Annotated in this window: 21 protein-coding genes; 20 read left to right on the forward strand and 1 reads right to left on the reverse strand. The window is 63.8% G+C overall.

What is annotated here, in order from left to right:
- Positions 1-627, forward strand: coding sequence for a hypothetical protein (locus WFQ67_RS22295; protein ID WP_337058215.1), 627 nt, complete (start codon positions 1-3; stop codon positions 625-627).
- Here WFQ67_RS22295 and WFQ67_RS22300 read toward each other — a convergent pair.
- Positions 624-1,787 carry a hypothetical protein gene (locus tag WFQ67_RS22300; RefSeq protein ID WP_337058216.1) on the reverse strand — a complete coding sequence of 388 codons (1,164 nt, stop codon included), beginning with the start codon at positions 1,785-1,787 and terminating at the stop codon, positions 624-626. The genes WFQ67_RS22295 and WFQ67_RS22300 overlap by 4 nt on opposite strands.
- Before the next feature lie 128 nt (positions 1,788-1,915).
- Here WFQ67_RS22300 and WFQ67_RS22305 point away from each other — a divergent pair, with 128 nt between their 5' ends.
- From WFQ67_RS22305 to WFQ67_RS22395, 19 genes are all read left to right on the forward strand, one after another.
- Complete coding sequence (locus WFQ67_RS22305) at positions 1,916-2,119, forward strand: hypothetical protein (protein WP_337058217.1); 204 nt, start codon at positions 1,916-1,918, stop codon at positions 2,117-2,119.
- On the forward strand, positions 2,109-2,735 hold the full coding sequence (locus WFQ67_RS22310; protein ID WP_337058218.1) for a hypothetical protein: 627 nt from the start codon (positions 2,109-2,111) through the stop codon (positions 2,733-2,735). The genes WFQ67_RS22305 and WFQ67_RS22310 overlap by 11 nt, the downstream gene beginning before the upstream one ends.
- Positions 2,732-3,001 carry a hypothetical protein gene (locus tag WFQ67_RS22315; RefSeq protein ID WP_337058219.1) on the forward strand — a complete coding sequence of 90 codons (270 nt, stop codon included), beginning with the start codon at positions 2,732-2,734 and terminating at the stop codon, positions 2,999-3,001. The genes WFQ67_RS22310 and WFQ67_RS22315 overlap by 4 nt, the downstream gene beginning before the upstream one ends.
- Positions 3,002-3,012: 11 nt before the next feature.
- Complete coding sequence (locus WFQ67_RS22320; protein ID WP_337058220.1) at positions 3,013-3,579, forward strand: hypothetical protein; 567 nt, start codon at positions 3,013-3,015, stop codon at positions 3,577-3,579.
- 4 nt (positions 3,580-3,583) lie between these two features.
- On the forward strand, positions 3,584-5,524 hold the full coding sequence (locus WFQ67_RS22325) for a hypothetical protein (protein ID WP_337058221.1): 1,941 nt from the start codon (positions 3,584-3,586) through the stop codon (positions 5,522-5,524).
- Between the two features lie 81 nt (positions 5,525-5,605).
- A complete protein-coding gene (locus WFQ67_RS22330; protein WP_337058222.1) occupies positions 5,606-7,129 on the forward strand; it encodes a hypothetical protein in 1,524 nt (507 codons plus the stop codon).
- Between the two features lies 1 nt (position 7,130).
- Complete coding sequence (locus tag WFQ67_RS22335) at positions 7,131-9,233, forward strand: portal protein (protein WP_337058223.1); 2,103 nt, start codon at positions 7,131-7,133, stop codon at positions 9,231-9,233.
- Positions 9,230-9,409, forward strand: coding sequence for a hypothetical protein (locus tag WFQ67_RS22340; protein ID WP_337058224.1), 180 nt, complete (start codon positions 9,230-9,232; stop codon positions 9,407-9,409). Before WFQ67_RS22335 ends, WFQ67_RS22340 begins: the two co-directional genes overlap by 4 nt.
- An 18-nt stretch (positions 9,410-9,427) precedes the next feature.
- Entirely contained in the window at positions 9,428-10,495 is a 1,068-nt protein-coding gene (locus tag WFQ67_RS22345; RefSeq protein WP_337058225.1) for a hypothetical protein, read from the forward strand.
- Positions 10,496-10,759: 264 nt separating this feature from the next.
- Positions 10,760-11,863: a N4-gp56 family major capsid protein gene (locus WFQ67_RS22350; protein WP_337058226.1), complete on the forward strand. Its 1,104-nt coding sequence runs from the start codon at positions 10,760-10,762 to the stop codon at positions 11,861-11,863.
- A gap of 11 nt (positions 11,864-11,874) precedes the next feature.
- On the forward strand, positions 11,875-12,273 hold the full coding sequence (locus WFQ67_RS22355; RefSeq protein ID WP_337058227.1) for a hypothetical protein: 399 nt from the start codon (positions 11,875-11,877) through the stop codon (positions 12,271-12,273).
- 59 nt (positions 12,274-12,332) lie between these two features.
- On the forward strand, positions 12,333-12,740 hold the full coding sequence (locus WFQ67_RS22360) for a hypothetical protein (RefSeq protein ID WP_337058228.1): 408 nt from the start codon (positions 12,333-12,335) through the stop codon (positions 12,738-12,740).
- Between the two features lie 2 nt (positions 12,741-12,742).
- Entirely contained in the window at positions 12,743-13,384 is a 642-nt protein-coding gene (locus WFQ67_RS22365; RefSeq protein ID WP_337058229.1) for a phage adaptor protein, read from the forward strand.
- 2 nt (positions 13,385-13,386) lie between these two features.
- Complete coding sequence (locus tag WFQ67_RS22370) at positions 13,387-14,583, forward strand: hypothetical protein (protein ID WP_337058230.1); 1,197 nt, start codon at positions 13,387-13,389, stop codon at positions 14,581-14,583.
- On the forward strand, positions 14,580-15,098 hold the full coding sequence (locus tag WFQ67_RS22375) for a hypothetical protein (RefSeq protein WP_337058231.1): 519 nt from the start codon (positions 14,580-14,582) through the stop codon (positions 15,096-15,098). The genes WFQ67_RS22370 and WFQ67_RS22375 overlap by 4 nt, the downstream gene beginning before the upstream one ends.
- Before the next feature lie 7 nt (positions 15,099-15,105).
- Positions 15,106-15,489 carry a phage tail fiber protein gene (locus WFQ67_RS22380; RefSeq protein ID WP_337058232.1) on the forward strand — a complete coding sequence of 128 codons (384 nt, stop codon included), beginning with the start codon at positions 15,106-15,108 and terminating at the stop codon, positions 15,487-15,489.
- A 1-nt stretch (position 15,490) separates the two neighbouring features.
- A complete protein-coding gene (locus tag WFQ67_RS22385; protein ID WP_337058233.1) occupies positions 15,491-15,934 on the forward strand; it encodes a hypothetical protein in 444 nt (147 codons plus the stop codon).
- Between the two features lie 9 nt (positions 15,935-15,943).
- Positions 15,944-17,962 carry a hypothetical protein gene (locus tag WFQ67_RS22390; protein ID WP_337058234.1) on the forward strand — a complete coding sequence of 673 codons (2,019 nt, stop codon included), beginning with the start codon at positions 15,944-15,946 and terminating at the stop codon, positions 17,960-17,962.
- Positions 17,962-19,980, forward strand: coding sequence for a hypothetical protein (locus WFQ67_RS22395; RefSeq protein ID WP_337058235.1), 2,019 nt, complete (start codon positions 17,962-17,964; stop codon positions 19,978-19,980). Before WFQ67_RS22390 ends, WFQ67_RS22395 begins: the two co-directional genes overlap by 1 nt.
- The last annotated feature ends 2 nt before the right edge of the window (positions 19,981-19,982 follow it).

The raw sequence follows: 19,982 nt of genomic DNA on the forward strand, positions 1-19,982 counted from the left end.
GTGAGCAGTAAGAAGACCATCGACTGGGAAGCGATCGAGCGCGACTACCGTGTGGGCCAGCTGTCGCTGCGAGCGCTGGCGACAAAGCACGGCACCACGGCTGGGGCCATCTCCAAGAAGGCGAGCGCTGGCAGCTGGGTGAAGGATGCCAGCCAGGAGGTGCGGGAGCGCACACGTGCGGCCCTGCTGGTCCAGAAGCCTCAGGAAGAGGCGGCGGAAACGTCGAATGGAAACACTGTTTCCGCCGCAGGAAACGCCCCTACGCACGTAGACATCGAAGTGGCCGTGCAGACCAACGTGCAGGTGGTCAACCGTCACCGGCGCGACATCGCCAAAGGCCAGGGCCTGGTCAGCGTGCTGTTCGGCCAGCTGGAGGAGGCTGCCACCAACCGCGCCGAGCTGGAGGACGCCATCGAGGAGGAAACCAAGAACGACGAGACCACTCGCAGGCGCACTCAACTGATGCGCTTGGTGAGCCTCGCCTCTCATGCCGGCGTACTGCGCGACCTGTCGGCCGCCATGAAGAACCTCATCCCGCTGGAGCGGCAGGCGTACAACCTCGACGAGCAAGAGCACGAGGAACCCTACGAGGAGCGGTTGAAGCGCCTGCTGGGTGAGGCTGGTTAGAGCAACCCCGATTCTTTCTTAATAGATGCGATAAGAAGTCGTTTTGCATGGCGGAGATGACTAGTTTCCTCTGGCTTCAAGTTGTTCACGACGCCATGCACGATTTTTGACCGCAACCGATAGATTTCCTTGAACTCGGCTTTTATTTTTGCGCGCTCCGCATGCGTTGTCGCCAATGAATAGGCGCAGCGATCCGCTAGCGTTTCTGTAAGGCCCCCGTTTGAACTATCGTCTCCATACAATGACTCTAGAGCTATGCAGGATTGGATTAATGCCATTGTGTCGCTGTGGTTCGCAAGGGCGTCGATATGCCATTCAGCAGCAGCTTTTACTCGTTTTGAATGTGGATTTGTAGTTGATAGGAAACGGGATAAGCGCAATAAAGAAGGTTCTAATCTTTCTTTAAACTGATCCGTCTTTCTGGTCTGTTCGAAAAAGTTCTTAGGCGAGCGACGTAGAAAATATGCGAACTCATTAATTGTTTGAGGAAGCTCCGTTTTGGTGGACACAGGCCTGCCTAGGACCGTGTATTCAACGAGTGCGTCCATTTGAGAAGCGGGTTCCTCGAAAACGATTCCAGCAACGCTGTGCCTTGTGGGCATAACAACGTCATCGCTGAAGAGGAACTGAATGGAAATTTTTAGGCGAGCTAGTGACTCCCGTGGAGTCGGAGAGTCAAAACTGTCGCCCCAATAGCCCTCGACAATAGTCGTGAAGTAAACGCAGTCCTCCATTATGTTGCTGGTCTTGTTCTTGAGTTTCTTTATTTCAAACCACTCTGTTTCGGATACTCGTGCTCCGTTAAAAAGGCCAACCGCCAAGCGCGGGAGTGGAAAGGAAACTTTTATCTTGAAAGGGATCTCATTGATAAGCTGAATGAAGTTTTCGGTAACTTCTTCCTTTGAGAGTATTAGGTCCGTTAGCGGAGCGCTTATTTGGTTTTCTGGTGGAATAAGAGAATATACGTAATCGTAAATTAAGCTTACAGCGTCGGAGGATGTGATAAATTCTGACTTGAGCTTGGCTAACTGTTCAGCCAGCGGGTTGAGCTCTGTCCAGTCCAAGGTTTTTGCCAAATTGCCAGCGGATATGTCTGCTTTCTCGATAACCTTCTTGAATCTCGCACGAAGTGCGTTTTCAGCGTTCGGATGCATTGCCATTTACAGACTCCATGTCAGGTCGTTGAAGCGTACTACCTGGCAATTCGCCATCCAAGCCAGATGCTTGCATTGACTCTTCAGTGACATAGCGTCGCCCCTGTCACCCACCCACGACAGGGGCCGCTCCCATGCCCATCCCTTCCGATCCGCGCGACGCCCGTACCATGGTCGAGGCGTGTCTCAACCCTGACGGCAAGACCTACAACGGCATCCGTCTTCTCTCCTGGCTCTCCGAAGTGCTGCACCCGGGCAAGGGCCTGAGTGAGGCCGAAGTGCGCGAGATCGACGCCGAGGTGCGAGCGAAGCGCAAGGGGGCCGGCAATGGCGCTTGAAGCCCCTGAGATCCCGCTCAAGATCACCCGCGGCAAGACCGCCGAGTTCGCCTTCCTCTACGCCGACGAAGACCTGGTGTTCCTGCCGATCGAGGCCATGCCGGTCAAAGCGCCTGTGCGGCTGACCATCACCGGGCACCAGATCCCGGATGGCTGGCCGGTGCAGGTGCAGTGCGTCAAGCAGCCGGACGAGTTGAACAACGACCCCAACGACGACCAGCCCTACTACCAGACCAAGGTGGTGGACGCCGACACCATCGAATTCAACCGTGTCAACGCCCACTGCTGGAAGGACTACACAGGCAACGGCCTGGTGGTGTTCAACCGGCCGGTGGACCTGACGGGCTGGCGGTGCCGGGCCCAGGCTCGCGCCAAGGCAGGCGCTGCCGGTGCTCCGCTCTTCAGTTGGGACAGCGACCCGAGCCAGAACCCCGACGGCGAAGCTGTGGTGGACGTGGCCCGGGCGTGCTTCCTGCTGCGCGTGGACGCTGCGAAAGCTGCTGCGCTGACCTGGTCGAGTGCCGTCTATGACCTGGAGGCGATCGCCCCGGACGGCAGCGTCTACGCCGTGACCGCTATCAGCCCGATCACCGTCGAGGGCGAGGTCACCGTATGAAGGCCCACCTGGTGGTGCGCGCTCGCCCTGGCGCCGTACTGGTGGCGCGTAGCAGCTCCATCGCCGTCGCGGTCGCCAGCGCAGTGCCACAGGTTATGTCCTGGGATTCCGGGCGCCGCTTCGTGGTGCTGGCCGGCCTGCAGGGGCCGAAGGGCAACGACGGTACCGATGGCGTCGCCATCAGTCCTGATGCAGACAACCAACTCGAAACCCGCCCGAACGGGCTCTATGCCGCGCCCGCCAGCTGGGCCGCGCTCAACTGGTAACGGAGGCCTACATGGCACAGATCAAATTCCACAAGGTGACCAGCCTGCCCGGCAGCCTTGAGCCCGACTCGCTGTATTTCGTGCAGAACGCCAACTACGCGGAGAGCTACCTCACCAACAGCGCTGGCGAGGCCAAGGCGATCGGTAACAGCGTGATGATCAACGCGCTGATCACGGCGGCACTGTCCAGCCTGCCCAGCTCGGGGGCGCCGCTGCTGTTCGTCCCGGACATCGCAGCACGCGACGCACTGGAAAGCAGCCTTACGGGGCCGGTGTTCGCCCTGGTACAGGATGCTACGGCAGACCCGACCGTGACGGCCGGGGCCGCGCTGTATGCCTGGAACCCAGTGACCACCAGCTGGATCAAGGTGGCCGAGTACGAGTCGATGGATGTGACCCTGACCTGGGCGGCCATCCAGGGCAAGCCCACCAGCACCCCATCGCAGATCGACAGCGCGGTGGCTGCAACCCACAGCCACGCCAACAAGGCCACGCTGGACAAGCTGAGCGAGGCTGGCGGGCTGTTGCGCTTCGACGGTTCGCCGATCCCGGCGGAATGGAACGGCACGAACTGGTGACCCCATGGCCAAGATCAGCCAGATCAAGGTAGTCGCGGCGCTGCCGGCGGAACTGGTAGCCGATGCGATCTACTACGTTCGCGTCGACACCGGCTTCGACATCTACGTCACCAACAGTTCCGGCACGGTGGTGGCCTATCCGTCCAACTACCAGCGCAAGGCCGACAGTCTGGGCGCGCTGGCGGCGCTGACCGGCGCGGCCAACAAGCTGGCCTATTTCACGTCATCAACAGCGGCGGCGCTCACCGACCTGACCGTTTTCGGCCGGATGCTGATCGCGGCAGCGGACGCCGCCGCCGCCCGGCTGGTTCTGGGGCTGGGGACCGCGGCGGTGCGAGAGGCAACCACCTCGGCCACGGACACCACCAGCGAGCGGCTCTGGCGCACCAACGACCTGGTGAAACAGACGTCGCCGTTGGATGCCACAGCCGGTTCCATGGTCGGCATCGGGGGCTTCGGCATTGGCGTTCAACTGGTCATGACCGACCCAGAGCTGAACAACTACCGAGCTGGCGGGAAGTACATCACCCCGGCGTCGGGACTCCTAAACCTGCCGCCTGGCTGGGCCCAGGGCCGTCAGGTGATGGAGGTGGCCGGCAGCAACTACTCGGCGCAGATGATCTACGGCGGGTCCAGCAACTTCAGCCGCATCGCCAACAGGGTGTTTGCGCCGACGACTGGAGCATTCACCCCCTGGTATGAGGTCCTGACAAATAACAGCCTGGTGCAGGGGACCGGGATCGCGCTCACCTTCAACTCGTCTACTGGCCAGGTCACGGTTACCAACTCCACCGGCTGGGGTGGCAACCTTCCCCTGGACAACACCAACGTGAACGCCTCGACGCCGACGCATGCCCGGGTAGTGCAGGCCTCCAACCGTGGCAAGCCGGCTGGCACCACCCAGGACGGGTACTACATCCGGTATTCCTACATTCAGGGGGCCGGCGCATATGCGGTGGAGCAGTATGCCGAGCTGAGTTCTATCACCCCTCGGTGGTTCACCAGGGGCACGGTCAACGGCGTCCTCCCGGCTGACTGGTTGGAGTACCTCACCAGCCAGAGCGTCATCGCCGGCAGTGGGGTCACCGTCGACTACAACGTCACGACCGGCAAGGTCACCATTGCGGCGACTTCCTCGGGCGGTGGCATGGCAACCAAGGCAGCGTTTCGCGGCAAGGTGCTGGCCGGCGTGCTGGGCTATGCGTTCAACTTCAACGACCCTGACCTCGGGCAGGCGGCAGGCTTCATCAACCCGCGTGTCTTGAGCATGCGCCTGGGTTACACCGCCAGCACCTGGAACGACTACGCGGACATCGCTGACCACGTCCTGGACGTGACGGGAACCAGCGCGCTGGTGTCGGCTACCACCAGCGGCACCATCTTGCAGTTGGATACCGGTACGACAACCACCGGCTATGCGGGGATCAAGGGGCAGGGCACGAACTTCGGCACGTTCACGGCACCGGTGCAGGTTGGGTCGATGCAGGAGATTCACTGGTCGGCGGCGTTGGCCGTGCCGAACCTGAGCGACGGCACCAACCGCTATCTTGTACAGGCAGGCCTGGACTACCCGAACGGCAGCCCGGCCGAGATGGCGTATTTCTCCTACACCGACAACGTGAACAGTGGGCGTTGGCAGTTCAACTACATCAACGCGGCCGGCAGCATCGTCAGCGTCGACACTGGCATTACCCCATCAGCGGGCGTCTCCGTTGACGCAGAAATCACCTACACCTGGAACGCCAGCACCTCGCAATTCGACCTGGTCGCGAAGCTGAGCACCTGGACCAGCTCGGTGTTCACCAGCAACCGCATCAACCTGTTCCTCGCCATCGGCGGCAACCCTGCGTCATTCCGGCAGCGGGCGCGCATCACCAAGGCGCTCGGCGCCACGTCGCGATCGCTTCGCCTGACGCGACTGGTGGCCATCGCAACTGTCCGCTGACCAACAGGCTAGACAGCTGTAACCCAGTGACATCCGGTAGCCCCATCGCACCTGGGGCACCTGATGACATCAGCCGATTCCATGCTGGCGCGCCTGCTAGAGGACGACGAACTCTACTGCGCCAAGAACCTGAAGATCCGCACGAAGGCCGGGACCATCGTCCCGTTCGTGTGGAACGCTGCTCAGCGGATGCTGCACGCTCGAGTCGAAGAGCAGCTGCAGCACTCCGGCTGGGTGCGCGCCCTGGTGCTGAAGGGGCGACAGCAGGGCGTCAGCACTTACACCGGCGCCCGCTTCTTCAAGCGGACCAGCATGCGCTTCGGCAAGCGCACCATGATCCTGACGCACCTCGACTCGGCGACGAAGAACCTTTTCCGCATGGTGAAAACCTTCTTCGAGCTGAGCGACGACACCCTGCGACCGATGACGAAGAACAACTCGGGTACCGAGCTCAACTTCGCCAAGCTGCGCAGCGGCTATGCCGTGGCCACCGCCGGCTCGCGCAACGCTGGTCGTTCGGACACCGTCCAGTACCTGCACGGGTCCGAGGTGGCGTTCTGGCCCAACGCGCAAGACATCATGGCCGGCCTGGGCCAGACCGTGCCGCTGCTGCCCGGCAGCGAGATGATTCTGGAGTCGACGGCCGACGGCCTGGGCAACCTGTTCCACAAGATGTGGGTGATGGCCATGGCGAAGAAGGGCGACTTCATCGCCATCTTCATCCCGTGGTTCGTGCAGGAGGAATACCGCCGGGCCGTGCCGGCCGACTTCGAGATGGACGCCGATGATGAAGAGTACATGGAGACCTTCGGCCTCGACCTTGAGCAGATGGCCTGGCGCCGCGCCAAGATCGATTCGGAGTTCGCCGGCGACATCGACCGCTTCAATGCCGAGTATCCCGCCACGCCGGACCTGGCATTCACCAAGGTAGGCCACAAGGCGCTGATCCAGACCCTGCGCGTCCAGAAGGCGCGGAAGGTCAACCCGAAGCTCCTGCAGGCGATCGGCGCCCACGTGGTAGGCGTCGACCCGGCCCGCTTCGGCGACGACGATACGGCCATCATCCACCGGCAGGGGCGCAAGGCCTGGGGCCTGGAGAAGGTCAACGGCCTCGACACCATGGCGGTGGTCGGCAAGATCGTCCGCCTTCTCGAGGACGATCACACCATCCGCATGGTGTTCATCGACATCGGCGGCCTCGGCGCCGGGATCTATGACCGCCTAGTGGAGCTGGGCTACGGCGACCGCGTCACGGCCGTGAACTTCGGCGGCAAGCCTATCGACGAGCGCAAGTACTTCAACAAGCGCTCCGAGATGTGGGGGCTGCTGGCCGACTGGCTGCACGACCTCATCACACCATCCATTCCGGACGACGACAGCCTGCACAGCGACCTGACAGCGCCCAGCTACCGCTTCAGCTCCAACGGCCAGATCAAGCTGGACCCCAAGGAGAAGATCAAGGAGGAGACCGGGAAGTCGCCGGATGCCGGTGATGCTCTTGCCCTCACATTTGCCTTGCCAATCGCTGCCAGTGACATAGAGGTGCCCGCGTGGAAGCGGAAGTACCTGGCTTCCCGAGGCCGCAAAACTGCCATGAGTGGATGAGATGACGACCGCGACCAAGCCCTCAACGATCGACCGTAACGAAGCCGCGCGCCAGAACTGGCAGCGCTATGAGTACGGCCGCAACCGTGGCCACCGCCATTACTGCCGTCAGGCGAAGATCAACGAAGGCATGTACCTGGGTGGTGGTCTGCAGTGGGACCCGGAGGACGTGGAGAAGCTGAAGGAGAGCGGTCGGCCGGCGTTCGAGTTCAACCAGATCCTAGGCAAGATCAACACCGCGATGGGCTACCAGATCCACAACCGGATGGACATCGCTTTCCGTCCGCGCGGCGGCGATGCCGACCAGGAGCGCGCCACCACCCTGTCGAAGCTGATCATGCAGGTGGCGGACAACAACAAGCTGCACTGGACCGAGACGCAGGTTTTCGCCGATGGCCTGATCCAGCAGCGCGGCTTCTACGACATCCGCATCGTCTACAAGGACAGCATCCTCGGCGAGATCCAGATCACGGACCTGGACCCGCTGGATGTCATACCGGACCCGGACGCCAAGACCTACGACCCAGACGGCTGGTCCGATGTGACCATCGCCAAGTGGCTCACCTACGACGAGATCGAGGAGAACTACGGCACCAACGCACGGGCCGAGGTTGAGCAGGAGAAGCCCGACGACAGCGACTTCGGGGAGGACGCTGACGACGAGGAGCGCAACAAGTTCGGCAACGACGATACCGGTTTCGCCGACCGGATGGGCACTACCCAGCTGTCCGACGGCAGCCGCCGGGTGCGCCTGATCGAGCGCCAGTTCTGGAAGATGGTCAGGCGCAAGGTGGCCATCACGCTCACTGGCGACATCCGGCCTGTTGATCACCTGTCCCCGGAGCAGATCAGCAACCTGAAAGGGGTTGTGCCGGCAGATCGCCGGATGCGCCGCGTCCGCTGGGTGGTCAGCACCCAGTGCACCACGCTTCACGATGACTGGTCCCCCTACAACCACTTCACCGTGGTGCCGTACTTCCCCTTCTTCCGCCGTGGCAAGACGCGAGGCCTGGTCGACAACGCGATCGGTCCGCAGCAGATGCTCAACAAGTCGCTGAGCCAGTTCCTGCACATCATCAACACCACGGCGAACAGCGGTTGGATCAGCTGGGCCAACACCCTCGCCAACATGCGCGAGGAAGACATCGCGGAGAAGGGTGCCGAAACCGGGCTCCACGTGGTGGTGAAGCAAGACACGCCGGCTGAAAAAATCCCCCGGAAGATCCAGCCGAACCAGGTGCCCACTGGCGTCGATCGCGTGATCGACAGGGCTTCTGGGCTGGTGGACGAGACCACCGGTATCAACGACGCAATGGGCGGTGGCCAAGGGCGCGAGATCAGCGGTATCGCCATCCAGACCAAGCAGTTCGCTGCCCAGCAGGGCCTGGCTGTGCCGCTGGACAACCTCGGCCGTACCCGGGCGCTGCTGGCCAACCGAGCGCTGGAACTGATCCAGGGCTTCTACGACGAGCCACGCATCGTCCGTATCACCGAGCATGACCCCAACGGCAAGGAGCGGACGGAGGAGCTCTACCTCAACTACCCGGCGAACGACGGCTCGGTGCTGAACGACCTGACCCTGGGCGAGTACGACGTGGTCATCACCGAGGTGCCGCTGCAGGTGACCTTCGAGAACAGCCAGTTCCTGCAGCTGATCGAGATGCTCGACAAGGGTATCCGCATTCCGCCGCAGTTCGTGGTGCGCCACAGCAACCTGGCCGACAAGACCGAGATCCTCGAGGCGATGGAGCAGCAGGGCCAGCCGCCGGTGGACCCGCTCACCGAGGCCAAGGTCAAGCTCACCGAGGCCCAGACCCGGAAGACGGTCAACGAGGCCGTCAACACGTCGGTGGAATCGCAGTACAGCGCGATCCAGACCGCCGGGACCATCGCCATCAATCCCGCAACCTCTGGGCTGGCCGACGCCCTGCTGCGCTCGGCCGGCTACGTCGACCAGGACATGGCGCCGATCGTGCCCACCTACAACGGACCGGGCATCGGCGGCGGTCTGCCCACCAACACGAACCCAATCACCCCGGCCAACCCCGCTGTAGGGCTGAACGCCGGCATCGAAACCCCGCGCATTGAAGGAGCCGCAGCATGAGTAAAGGAGCCGGCAAAGCACCGCAGGTCGACGAGAGCGACAAGTGGCGCATCGAGGATGACCTCAGAACCCTGACCAGGGCTGAAGAAATCAAGAAGGACCCCAAGCGCATGGCGGCTGTGCGGCGCTTGGCCAATGAAAAACTCGCCGAGCTGCAAAAGCTCAGCAAGCGTTAACCACCCAAGGGGGCACCCATGAAACCGATGAGCATCAAGCACGCCAGCGAAGACCTGGCCCTGGCCATTCTCGCTGGCCGCGTTGTTTCCGAGTACGACGAGCCGGACCCCGAACTGCTGGGCTCCGACGTCGAGGAGGAAGAGGAGGAAGAGGAGGAGGAGGAAGATCGCGGTGACGAGGTTGACCCCAGCCTGCCACCTGACCAGGACGAAGACCTTGAACTGGAAGAGGGCGAGGATGGCGACGACTCCGGCGATGACGACGATCACGATGAAGACCAGGGCGACGAGGATCAGGGCGACGACTTCGACGAAGATGCCCTGACCAAGATCGCCGGTGCCGGCAAGTCCGCATCGGTACCGCACTCGCGCTTCAACGAAGTGAACGAGAGCCTCAAGGAAGAGCGCCGGCGTCGCCTGGAGCTGGAGGAGGAGCTGGCTCGTGCCAAGGGCTCCGCGCCGGCGAAGAAGGACGAGGACTCCAAGCCCAAGGCCTTCGACTTCGACGATGCGGAGGACCGCTACAACGCGGCGATCCTCGAAGGTGATGCGGCCGCGGCCAAGGCAATCCGTCGCGAGATCCGTGCTGAAGAGCGCAAGGAGATCGAGGAGGCGACTCAGAAACGTGCTGAAGAGCTGTATCAGCAGCGCACCCAAGAGGAGACACAGCGACAGCAGCAAGCCGCTGTGCCTGCTGTCTTGAAGGAGTCCTACGAGAAGTTCCCCTTCCTCGATATCGAAGGCGATGCCCCCAACATGGAAGCGATCGAGGACGTCGTGGCGTTTCGGGACTACTACATGGCCAAGGGTGAAACCCCCGCCAGAGCAATAGCGATGGCCGTGGCCAAGGTGGGTCCGCGCTTCGCTGAGCCCGTCAAGGTCGGCAAGGAGCCGAAGAAGGGCGTGGGGCTTACCCCCGAGCAGATCGAGCGCAACCTGAAGCGTGATGAGAAAACTCCGCCGCTGACACCCGGCGTGGGTGAGCGTGGTACCACCCTCGACATAGCCAACATGTCGGAGGAGGACTACGCCAAGCTCTCTGCCGAGGACAAGAAACGTGCGCGCGGGGACTACATCAGCCGTTGACGGCGCTTCCCCAGTTACATACGCATTGCACCGAGGGCCAGCGGAAGGCCCCGTGGAGGTGAGGGGAAGCCCCGGGCTGGTGTAGCCGGGGCTGTTCCTCAACCAGCGCAGCAACCTCCAGCTGCTCGCTCGCCGAGACACGGCGTTATCGCCTGCAGAGCGTTACCTGCACCGAGTTCCCGGGCACTTCCCAACAGCCCGTCTTCGCCAGGGTGGCGACACAACCCAGACCCGACGACAGCAATTCGACGATAGGAGACGGCCATGTCCGTTACCAACTTTGCGCGGCTGAACGCCAAGCAGAAAATCGTCTGGTCGCGCGATGTGTGGGAAGCCGCCCGCGACCAGATGTTCATCAAGAAATTCCTGGGTACTGGCAATGGCGCCATGATCCAGCGCATCACCGAGCTGACCCAGACCGAGAAGGGTGAGCGGGTGATCATGCAGCTCGTTGCCGACCTGGTCGAAGACGGCGTGATCGGTGACGACCAGCGCGAAGGCAACGAGGAGGAGATCCAGAACTTCGAGGTCGAGCTGAGCATCGACCTGATCTCCCACCAGGTGCGCAACAAGGGCAAGCTCGCCGACCAGAAGACGGTCATCAACTTCCGCGAGCAGGCCAAGAGCCGCCTGGCCTACTGGCTCTCGAACCGTATCGACCAGCTGGCTTTCCTGACCCTGTCGGGCATCTCGTATGCCTTCAACACCGACGGCAGCCCGCGGCAGAAATCGCCGTTCCCTCAGTTGAGCTTCGCCGCCGACGTGACTGCCCCCTCGTCCAAGCGCCACCTGATGTGGAACGGCACCAACCTCGTGGTCAGCAGCACCGCGGCCATCACCAGCGCCTTCACCGCCAGCTACAAGATGATCGTGGACGCCGTCGCCTATGCGAAGGACCACTACATCAAGCCGCTGATGGCCGGTGGCAAGGAGTACTACGTGCTCCTGGTGAAGCCCGGCACCCTGGCCCAGCTGAAGAAGGATGCGGACTACCTGCGCGCGGTGGTGGCGATCGCTACCAAGGATGGCGCCAACAGTCCGTTCTTCACCGGCGGCACCGTGACCGTGGACGGCGCGATCCTCCACGAACACCGCATGGTGTACAGCACCACCGGCGCCGCAGCCGGCAGCAAGTGGGGCGCCGACGGCAACGTCAACGGCACCCGCACCCTGCTGTGCGGTGCGCAGGCGCTGGGTATGGCTGACCTGAGCGTGCCGGAGTGGGTCGAGAAGAAGTTCGACTACGACTCCAAGGTCGGCATCTCCGTGGACAAGATGTTCGGGCTGCTGAAGCCGAAGTTCTACTCGATCTACGACAAGTCGGTCGAGGACTTCGGCGTGCTCGCCATCGACCACTTCCTGGGCTGAGGGCGAAGACCATGAGCATCTCCCGTAACTACAACCGCCAAGTCATCGCGTTCGCCCTTCAGTCGATCGCCCTGGCGAACTTCTCCGATGGCGCAGTGCAGCAGGCTGTGCAGCTGCCGGCCGGCGCCATCGTCACCCGCGCCTTCCTGGTCGTGGACGAGGTGTTCAACGCCGCGACCACTGCGACCGCGAAGGTGGGCGATTCGGCCGATGACGACCGCTACTCCGCCACCCCGGTGGACCTGAAGACCATGGGCAAGAAGGACCTGGATATCACCGGCTACGAAATGCCGGCCCAGGGCTTCCTGACCGTGACCTACGCCAGCACCGGCGCTGTGGCCACCACCGGCAAGGCCCGCCTGTTCGTCGAGTACATCGACACCGGCAAGGCCGACTGGACGCAGGGCTGACCTGGCCAGGGGCCGGTCCGCCGGCCCCTGTTTCCTTCTCCCAACACAGGGGCATCACCATGAGTCAAGACAACCTCCGCTTCCTGCCGCCCTTGGGCCAGGAGCTGTACCACATCAGCCGCACCGACGGCCACTCCATCGTCATCTACCTCGTCGATCCCAGCGATGACAAGGAAGGCACCAGTGTTCCCTTGCGCTTCCGTAAGGACGCGATTGCCGATGGCTGCCGCATCGTCGGCGTGGACCTGGGCGAGGACGGCGGACCGCCGGAAGGCCAGAAAACCACCATCATCGTGGAGGCCATCCAGGCCATCCTCGATCGCAAGGATGAGGGCGAGCTGAACGGCGACGGCCGACCGAACCTGAACGCCCTGAAGAAACAGGCAGGCTTCGGCGTGACTCGTGACGAGTTCGAGGCCGCCTGGGTGATCTTCGAGGAAAGCCTCGACGACAAACAGGACGACTGATCGTGGCCCTGAGCGCTGTCAGCGACCTGATCAAGGCCTTCCGCGAAGACGAGAAGGATGCCGTTGCTCCGTACCTGTGGAGTGACGACAAGCTCGTGCGGGCCGTGAACGGGGCGCTGGCGGCGTTCTGCGAGCAAACCAAGATCGTATACGACGAGATCGAGGCCGACTTCGCTGCGGGCGAGCGCGATCTGCCGCTTTCCGAGTCGGTCCTCGACATCGTCGAGGCTTCCATCGTCACCCCGCGCGATCGCGACCTGAAGGTCGTGGCGCCCGGCGTAATTCCTCGTTCTCGTCTTCCGCGCAGCGGGTACCCCCAGTACCTGATCGCGGATGTGGTGAGGGGGCAGATGCGCATCGTGCCGGCTCCGGCCGAGGCGGGCACCCTGGTGCTGTCCGTCGTGCGCAAACCACTGCGCGAGGTGAACAAGGGCTCGACGATCCCCGACGTACCGCTCGACTACCGCCTGCACCTACTGCACTACATGCGTTACATCGCCTACATGGACAAGGACGGAGAGCTGTACGACCCGGATAAGGCGCTGGCTGCCCGGGCCATCTTCGATAGCGAGTGCCAGAGCGTCTACGAGGCTGGCCTGCTGCGCCGCTCGGCAGCTTCTGGCCCCATCCGATTCAGGTGGTAGCCATGCCTGAACTGGTTCGCATCGACGACTGGTCCGAGGGCATGAACAATTTGGCCCAGGTAGACCGAATTCCGCCCAAGCAGGTGCGTGACCTGCTCAACCTCGACCCGGTGGGCGGCGGCGGCCTGCAGCAGCGCGCTGGTCAACGGAAGGTCGCCGACCTCAGCGGAGCCCATGGCGCCGTCCCGTACCGCGACGGGCTGCTGGTGGCCGCTGGCGGGCAACTGCTGCAGTACTCCGCCACCACCAACGAACTCCGGGCCATCGGTACGGCACCCGCCACCGGTGGCCTATGCGGCGCCGAGCTGAACGGCGACGCTTTCCTGTGCTCCGCCATCGACATGATCCGAGTGCGCGGCGACCAGGTTGGACCCTGGGGCCTGCCCGAGATCATGCCCCGGGTCGTACTGAACGGCGGCAACCTGCCGGCGGGTATCTACCGGGTAGCGGTGACTGCTCTGGATCGCTTCGGCGCAGAGTCGGGGGCCGCCCCGATGCTGGTCACGTTGGATGCGCCGGGCTCCATCGATCTGCTGTGGACGGCGCCGGCCGGTGCTGTCCTGTGTCGGGTCTATGCCAGCGCCACCAATGGCGAGACGCTCTACTTGCAGTCGGACCTGCACACCGATGGTTTCAGCCTGACCAGCGTCACCGACTCGAGCGCCAGGCTGACCACTGCCAACCTCGTCCAGCCGCCGGTGGCCATGCAGGTCGCCACCTATAAGGGTCGCCTGGTGCTTGTGGTCGGTTCCACGCTCTGGATCACCGAGCCATTCGCGCCGCACCTGGTCAACCCCGCGTTCGGCTTTATCCAGTACGGCGCCGCCATCGACATGGTGGCCGCCAATGACGCTGGCATTTTCGTCGCCGCCGGTCAGCGCACCTACTTGCTGATGGCCCCTGGTACCGAGGACTCGTCGCAGCGCGACGTCTTCGGCTTCGGCGCTGTGCGCGGGAGCGGCGTGACGTTGCCAGGTGGCCAGGCCGCCTGGATGACGCAGTACGGCACCGCCATCGCTCAGGTCGATGGCTCCGTCAGCCTGCCCCAACAAATGCGCTACGCGCCCAGCCTGGCCGCCTACGCCACCACCGGCGTTGTGGACAACAACGGCCTGCAGATGCTGGTCACCACCATGAGGGGGGCGGTGGCCCCCAACACCCTCGGCGTCGAGGACTCCTTCGACATGGAGATTGAATGATGCAAGCCCGAAACTCTGACGCCGTGCGATTCGGCTTCGTTTTCCACTTCGAGCTGCTGGAGGAGGGCCGCCTGGTCAACGAGTGGTACGAGCACAACCTCGTGCCGCTGGCCGGCCTGAACTACATGGCCCAGGCCATGTTCGGCGACACCTCGCCGATCGGCACCTTCTACGTCGGCCTTTTCGAGAACAACTATCTGCCGGTAGCCGGCGCCCTGGCTTCCGACCTGCCCAGCAGCATCGGCGAGTTCGTCGGCTACAGCGAGACGGCCCGCCCTCTGTGGAACCGCGTAAACACCAACGGCCTGATCACCAACGCCGCCAGCCGCGCCCTGTTCACGTCCACCCAGAACAAACGGATCTACGGTGGCTTCCTGGTCTCCAGCGCGGAGAAGGGTGGCAACACCGGGATGCTGCTGTCGGTTGCGCGCTTCAGCTCCCCCAAGGACGTGGAGGCCGGCCAGGTGCTGCGCGTCCGCGCAGAACTGTCCCTGATTCCCACGAACGTGGTGTGAGGCCCTCATGTCGACTCCGACTTATACCAGCGAACAGATCATCGACCTGCTGTTCACCAACTCGACCAAGTACGTTTCGGCGCATACCGGTGACCCGGGCGCGACCGGCGCGAACGAGGTGGGCAGCGGCGTCGATTCCAACTACGGCCGCAAGTCCACCACCCTGGTCAAGAGCCTGTCCGGGACCATTTACCGTGCGCGCAACAGCGCTGACGTTGTATTCAGCGCCGCCGGCGCCGGTGCGAGCTACTCGGTGACGCACCTCGGCATCTGGGACGCCGCTACTGGTGGCAATTTCCTCGCGGCCTTGGCGCTGCCTGTGGCGTTGCCGGTGGTGGCTGGAACCATCAACACCTTCGCCCTCAACGACATCGTCATCCGCGGAGACTGACATGAGCCTGAAATTCAGCACCGGCCTGCGCCGTGCACTGCTTGCCGTAGCGCCGTTGCGCACTGCTCTCAACGGTTGCGAGCTGCGGATCTACTCCGGCCCCGAACCGGCTAGCGTCGATTCTGCGATCGCTTCCTCCAACCAGTTGCTGCTGACGATCAAGACCGACACCGGTGCGGGCCTCACCTGGGAGGCGGACGCTCCGGGTGGTGTGATCACCAAGAACCTGGTCGAGGACTGGCGCGGGACTATCAACGTTGCTGGAACCGCAGCGTTCTTTCGCTTCGTGCTGCCTGCCGATACTGGTGAGGCCTCTACCTCGGCAGTGCGCATCCAGGGCAACGTAGCGATCGCCGGAGCGGATCTGAACTTCAGCAGCACCGCCTTTGTGGTCGGCGCCGTGCAGCGCCTTGAGGCGTACGCGATCGCGCTTCCCGAGTTCTAAGGAGCGGCCATGGCCAACCGGCTGAGTAAGGTCCCGGCGGTTCGGAGCATCCCCGGGACTCCGGGGGCGCCGGCGATTCCTGCTTACTGCGTGGACGTCCCGGTCTATTCGGACTACGGCGCTTACGCCGACAACTTGCAGCTGATGGCCAGCCTGACGCAGATGCTCACCCAGCAGAAGCTGGGGGCCAGCTACTACGGCCAGGTGGGAGTCGACGCGTCCGGCCGCCCGGTGTACGGGCCGAAGATGGTCGGGGTGCCGCCGGAAATCAGCGAAATGTTCACGGGCCCGGGCGGGACCGGTGGCCCGCTGATCTGGTATTACGAGCGTCGCTGTTTCCTGGCGACGCCTGCTGTCCCCGCAGTTCCGGCCCAGGTCATTTACAACTCATTGCCCGGCTGGAACAGCGGCGGGCAGTCCATCGGCGGGCTGCTCGGCGACGGCTATGCCGAGTTCGTCATCGGGGCGAGCTCCATCGGCGCGGTGGTGGGGCTGAACAGCCGTTCCGATACCGTGAGTCCGGCCGATTGCAGCCACGCGTTCTACGGCCACCAGGGTGCGCTGGACATATACGAGGGCGGTGCAGTGGTGCAATCGGTGGCCACGCCGCTTTCGGATCGCCCCGTGCTGCGTGTTGCCCGGTCCAAGGGCATCGTGCAGTACCTGGTCGATGGCGTGGTGGTGCGCACCAGCCCGACCCCAAGCACCGGCTATGCGCGCCTGGACGTCTCCCTGTACTCCGCCGGCGACTTCGTCGAAGACCCGCTGCTGGCGAACTACAACTTCGGCTCGGCGTCTGGCCGGGTGGGCATCACCGCCAGCTTCGACAGGCGTGCCCGGGCGGAAGGGCGCGTTGGCGTCAGCGGCTATGCCATTGGCCGCGCCGGCGATCGGCAGTACAGCTCGGCGTCTGGGCGCGTCGGTATCCAGGCCAGCGCCACTGGCAGCACGACCAGCCACGCCAGCGCCACTGTCGACATCGGCATCGAGGGTGAGGCAAGGCCGGCCGCCAATGGCGGAGTCGGCACCTTCCGTGGCGGATTCCTGGGCATCGGCGGCGATCGCGCATACGGGCAGGGTGTTGGCGTGTATCGAGGCGGTTACCGAGGGGAGGGGAGCGCCGGTTTCCCCGAGATCTCCTTCTCCTACGGCGTGGGGTATGGACCGAAGCCGCTGAGCACAGGTCGCGGGTTGACCGGCGGTGTCGGCAGTGGTTCTGGCGTTGCTGCTGCAGCCGAGGGCGTTGGCGGTGAAAGCGGCTACGCACAGGGCGTCGGCGTATACCGCGGCGGCTACATTGGCATCGGCTACGCGCCATGGCTGGACAGTGGCTCTGCGCAGTTCGGGGAACCGGTGCTGGTTCGCGACTCCTTCTCGCTGGGCGCCGACCTGCTGGCCAGCTTCATCTCGACGATCGAGGTCGGCGACGAGGTGCTGCTTGAGATCGAGATCACCGAAGGGCTGGAGTGGTTCGAGACCATCTTCGCCGGCAGCCTCATGGCTGAAGAGGGCGACGTCGATCTGGCCTTCGCCGACCAGGTGCTGGTGAGCACGCAGACCAACATCCCCCAGTTGGAAGGCATCCAGTACGCCTCCAACGTACTGACCGGGGCTATCACCCGCTACAGCAACTTCGACTTCCTGGCCATCACCCGCACGCCCTACGGCGCGTTCGGGGTGCGCGAGGATGGCATCTACCGCATCGCGCCAGGCGATGACGACGGCGACACCGTAGACATGCTGGTGGACTTCGGTGCCACGGACTACGGCACCAACCAGCTGAAGCGGGTGGACTCCGTGTATTTCGGGCTCTGCACGGACGGCCAGGTGCTGGCCGTGCTCAAGGGAGACGATGGCACCGAGTACTCCTACAAGGTCATCGCGCGCGAGCCGACCATGCGCGCCGTCACGGCCAAGGGTGTGACCGGGCGTTCCTGGCGACTGAAGCTGAAAATCTACGCGGCCACCCAGGCGGAGCTGGCTACCGTGGAAACCTCGGTGGCGGCGTCCAGCCGGAGGCTTACCTGATGGGTACCGTGAGCGCCAAGTCGCTATGCGTGTCCGGTACCTACCTGCTGGATCGTGCGAAGAGCCTCGCCCTGCGTCTGGTGCGGTTCAATCGACAGTCGAAGATGGAAGTCATCGACGCCTACCTGATCCGCGCCACTCGCAACGGCGCGTCAGCGACGGCGGTGATCATCGACCCGCCCGGGCAACTGCTGCTGTTCGACGCAACGCTGGACCCGCGAGGCAACGCCTACCCGGTTGGCACGCGCGACATGTTCGACAGCAGGGTCGGCGCGCTCAACGGTCCCTTCGATTATGAAGACATCGAGCCGAAGGCCGTCCCGGCGAAGTTCGTCGCACTGGGGTTCGACCCCAACCAGCAGGGCCCGCTAGCGCCCTGGCCCCAGACCTTCCAGTGGCGCACCTACAGCACCGTGCACCGAGACGTCATCCGTGGCCACTCGCTGCGTGTCTATCCGGCGCCGGGAAGCAGCTATCCCTACAACTCCGCCGACCAGGTGCCCGAGGGCTCGCTGGTGTACTCCGGCGTCCAGGCCTACCCGCGATCGGAGGTGCAGCCTGGCTACTGGCTGGCGGAGTCCTTCATCCAGCACTACGCGCCTGGGTACCAGCTGCTCGCCAGGACGAACCTGGGCTACATGTCGTTCGAGTACCAGGGCATGCAGGGCGCTTCGGCGTCTACAGGGCCGTGGACGCTCCTCGTCCTCCCGGTGGTGACGAACGTCGATCCGGACGCCGCGCACAGCTGGGGCAACAGCGCGCTGCTGTTCCTGCTGCTGAACTACCAGGGCGCGGCTGCCGGAGAGCTGCCAGCGACTGTTGCCTGGAGCAAGCTCTGGTCACCGGATGAGCACAGCGTGGACTTCTTCCACAACGGTCCCTGGCTGGCCAGGCCAAGGACATCCATCCGCTCCCCGTTCGAGGCGCCCCAGGAAGCCTGGGATTCCTTCTGGGGAGACTGGGAGGCAGGACACGCGGTACCCGCCGGCGGCAGCCGCCCCAACTGGATCGACGCCCTGGGCGTGGCGTGGTTCAACGGTCGCTTCGTCATCAATGCCAGGCTCTGCGCGCTCAATGCGACGCTCTCCGATCTGGGTGTGGGCTGGGACTACGAGTATGTGGACGCCGGCGGCGCCGCTGCGGTGCGGTTTGAGGTCGGCCTCGGCGGTGAATTCGGCATGACCGAACTCGAGTACGAGGTATGGGACAGCGCCGATACCGCCAACCCAGGCCGGCGGCGCCCCTACGATGTCTGGATCGCCGGGCATCTCGACGAGCGCGTGGTCCACGCGGTCAATCCGGTGGCCACCGTACCTTTCCCGGGCGGCCTGGCCGAGGTGACCTGGCGCATGGAGGGCGACCGCGCCGGCATCTTCAGCCTGGGGGAGGGGCCATATATGCCTGCCGATCTGGCGTCCGGCCGGCTGGAGTTCTCCATCACCGCACTGGATACGGCAGGGCAGGAGCTTCCCCCCGTGAAGTACCAGGTGCGCTTCGAGGATCTGGGGGCCGGGATTCAGGGGCCGACGATTCCCGTCTTCTCCTCTGGTACCGACCCGGTGCTGATGCCCCCGACGGGCAGCTACAAGCTCTGGCCGCTGGCGCCGATGTTCGTGCCGATCAGCAAGTTCGAGATCGCCTTCGTCTGCTACGAGGCTTGGCAGGATTTCGGTACCGGCGTCGCCAGCCCCGTGCACCTGGCCGTCTTCGATCTACGCAATGGCCAGGCCAGTCTGCGCTCTGCCATCGGCTTCAACCACCAGCCGGCGGTGCAACACCAATTCCCGGTGCACATCAGCTGCTTGCAGCGGACGGTCTTCGATGCTGCTGGTGACGCCGTCCTCGAGGCCGTGCTCTTCGCCTCCGTCGAGACGGAGAACGCCGTGCGCATCAGCCGGGACAGTGGCAGGACCTGGGCCGACTACCTCACCTTCCCCCGGCCGCGCGCCGGGGCCTACTACCTCGGTAGCCCGCTGCTGGCCTCGACCAGGGGCGGCTCCGCCATTTTGGAGGACTGATC

The sequence above is a fragment of the Pseudomonas sp. USHLN015 genome, assembly GCF_037153275.1.
GTDB classification, from domain to species: Bacteria; Pseudomonadota; Gammaproteobacteria; order Pseudomonadales; family Pseudomonadaceae; genus Metapseudomonas; species Metapseudomonas tohonis.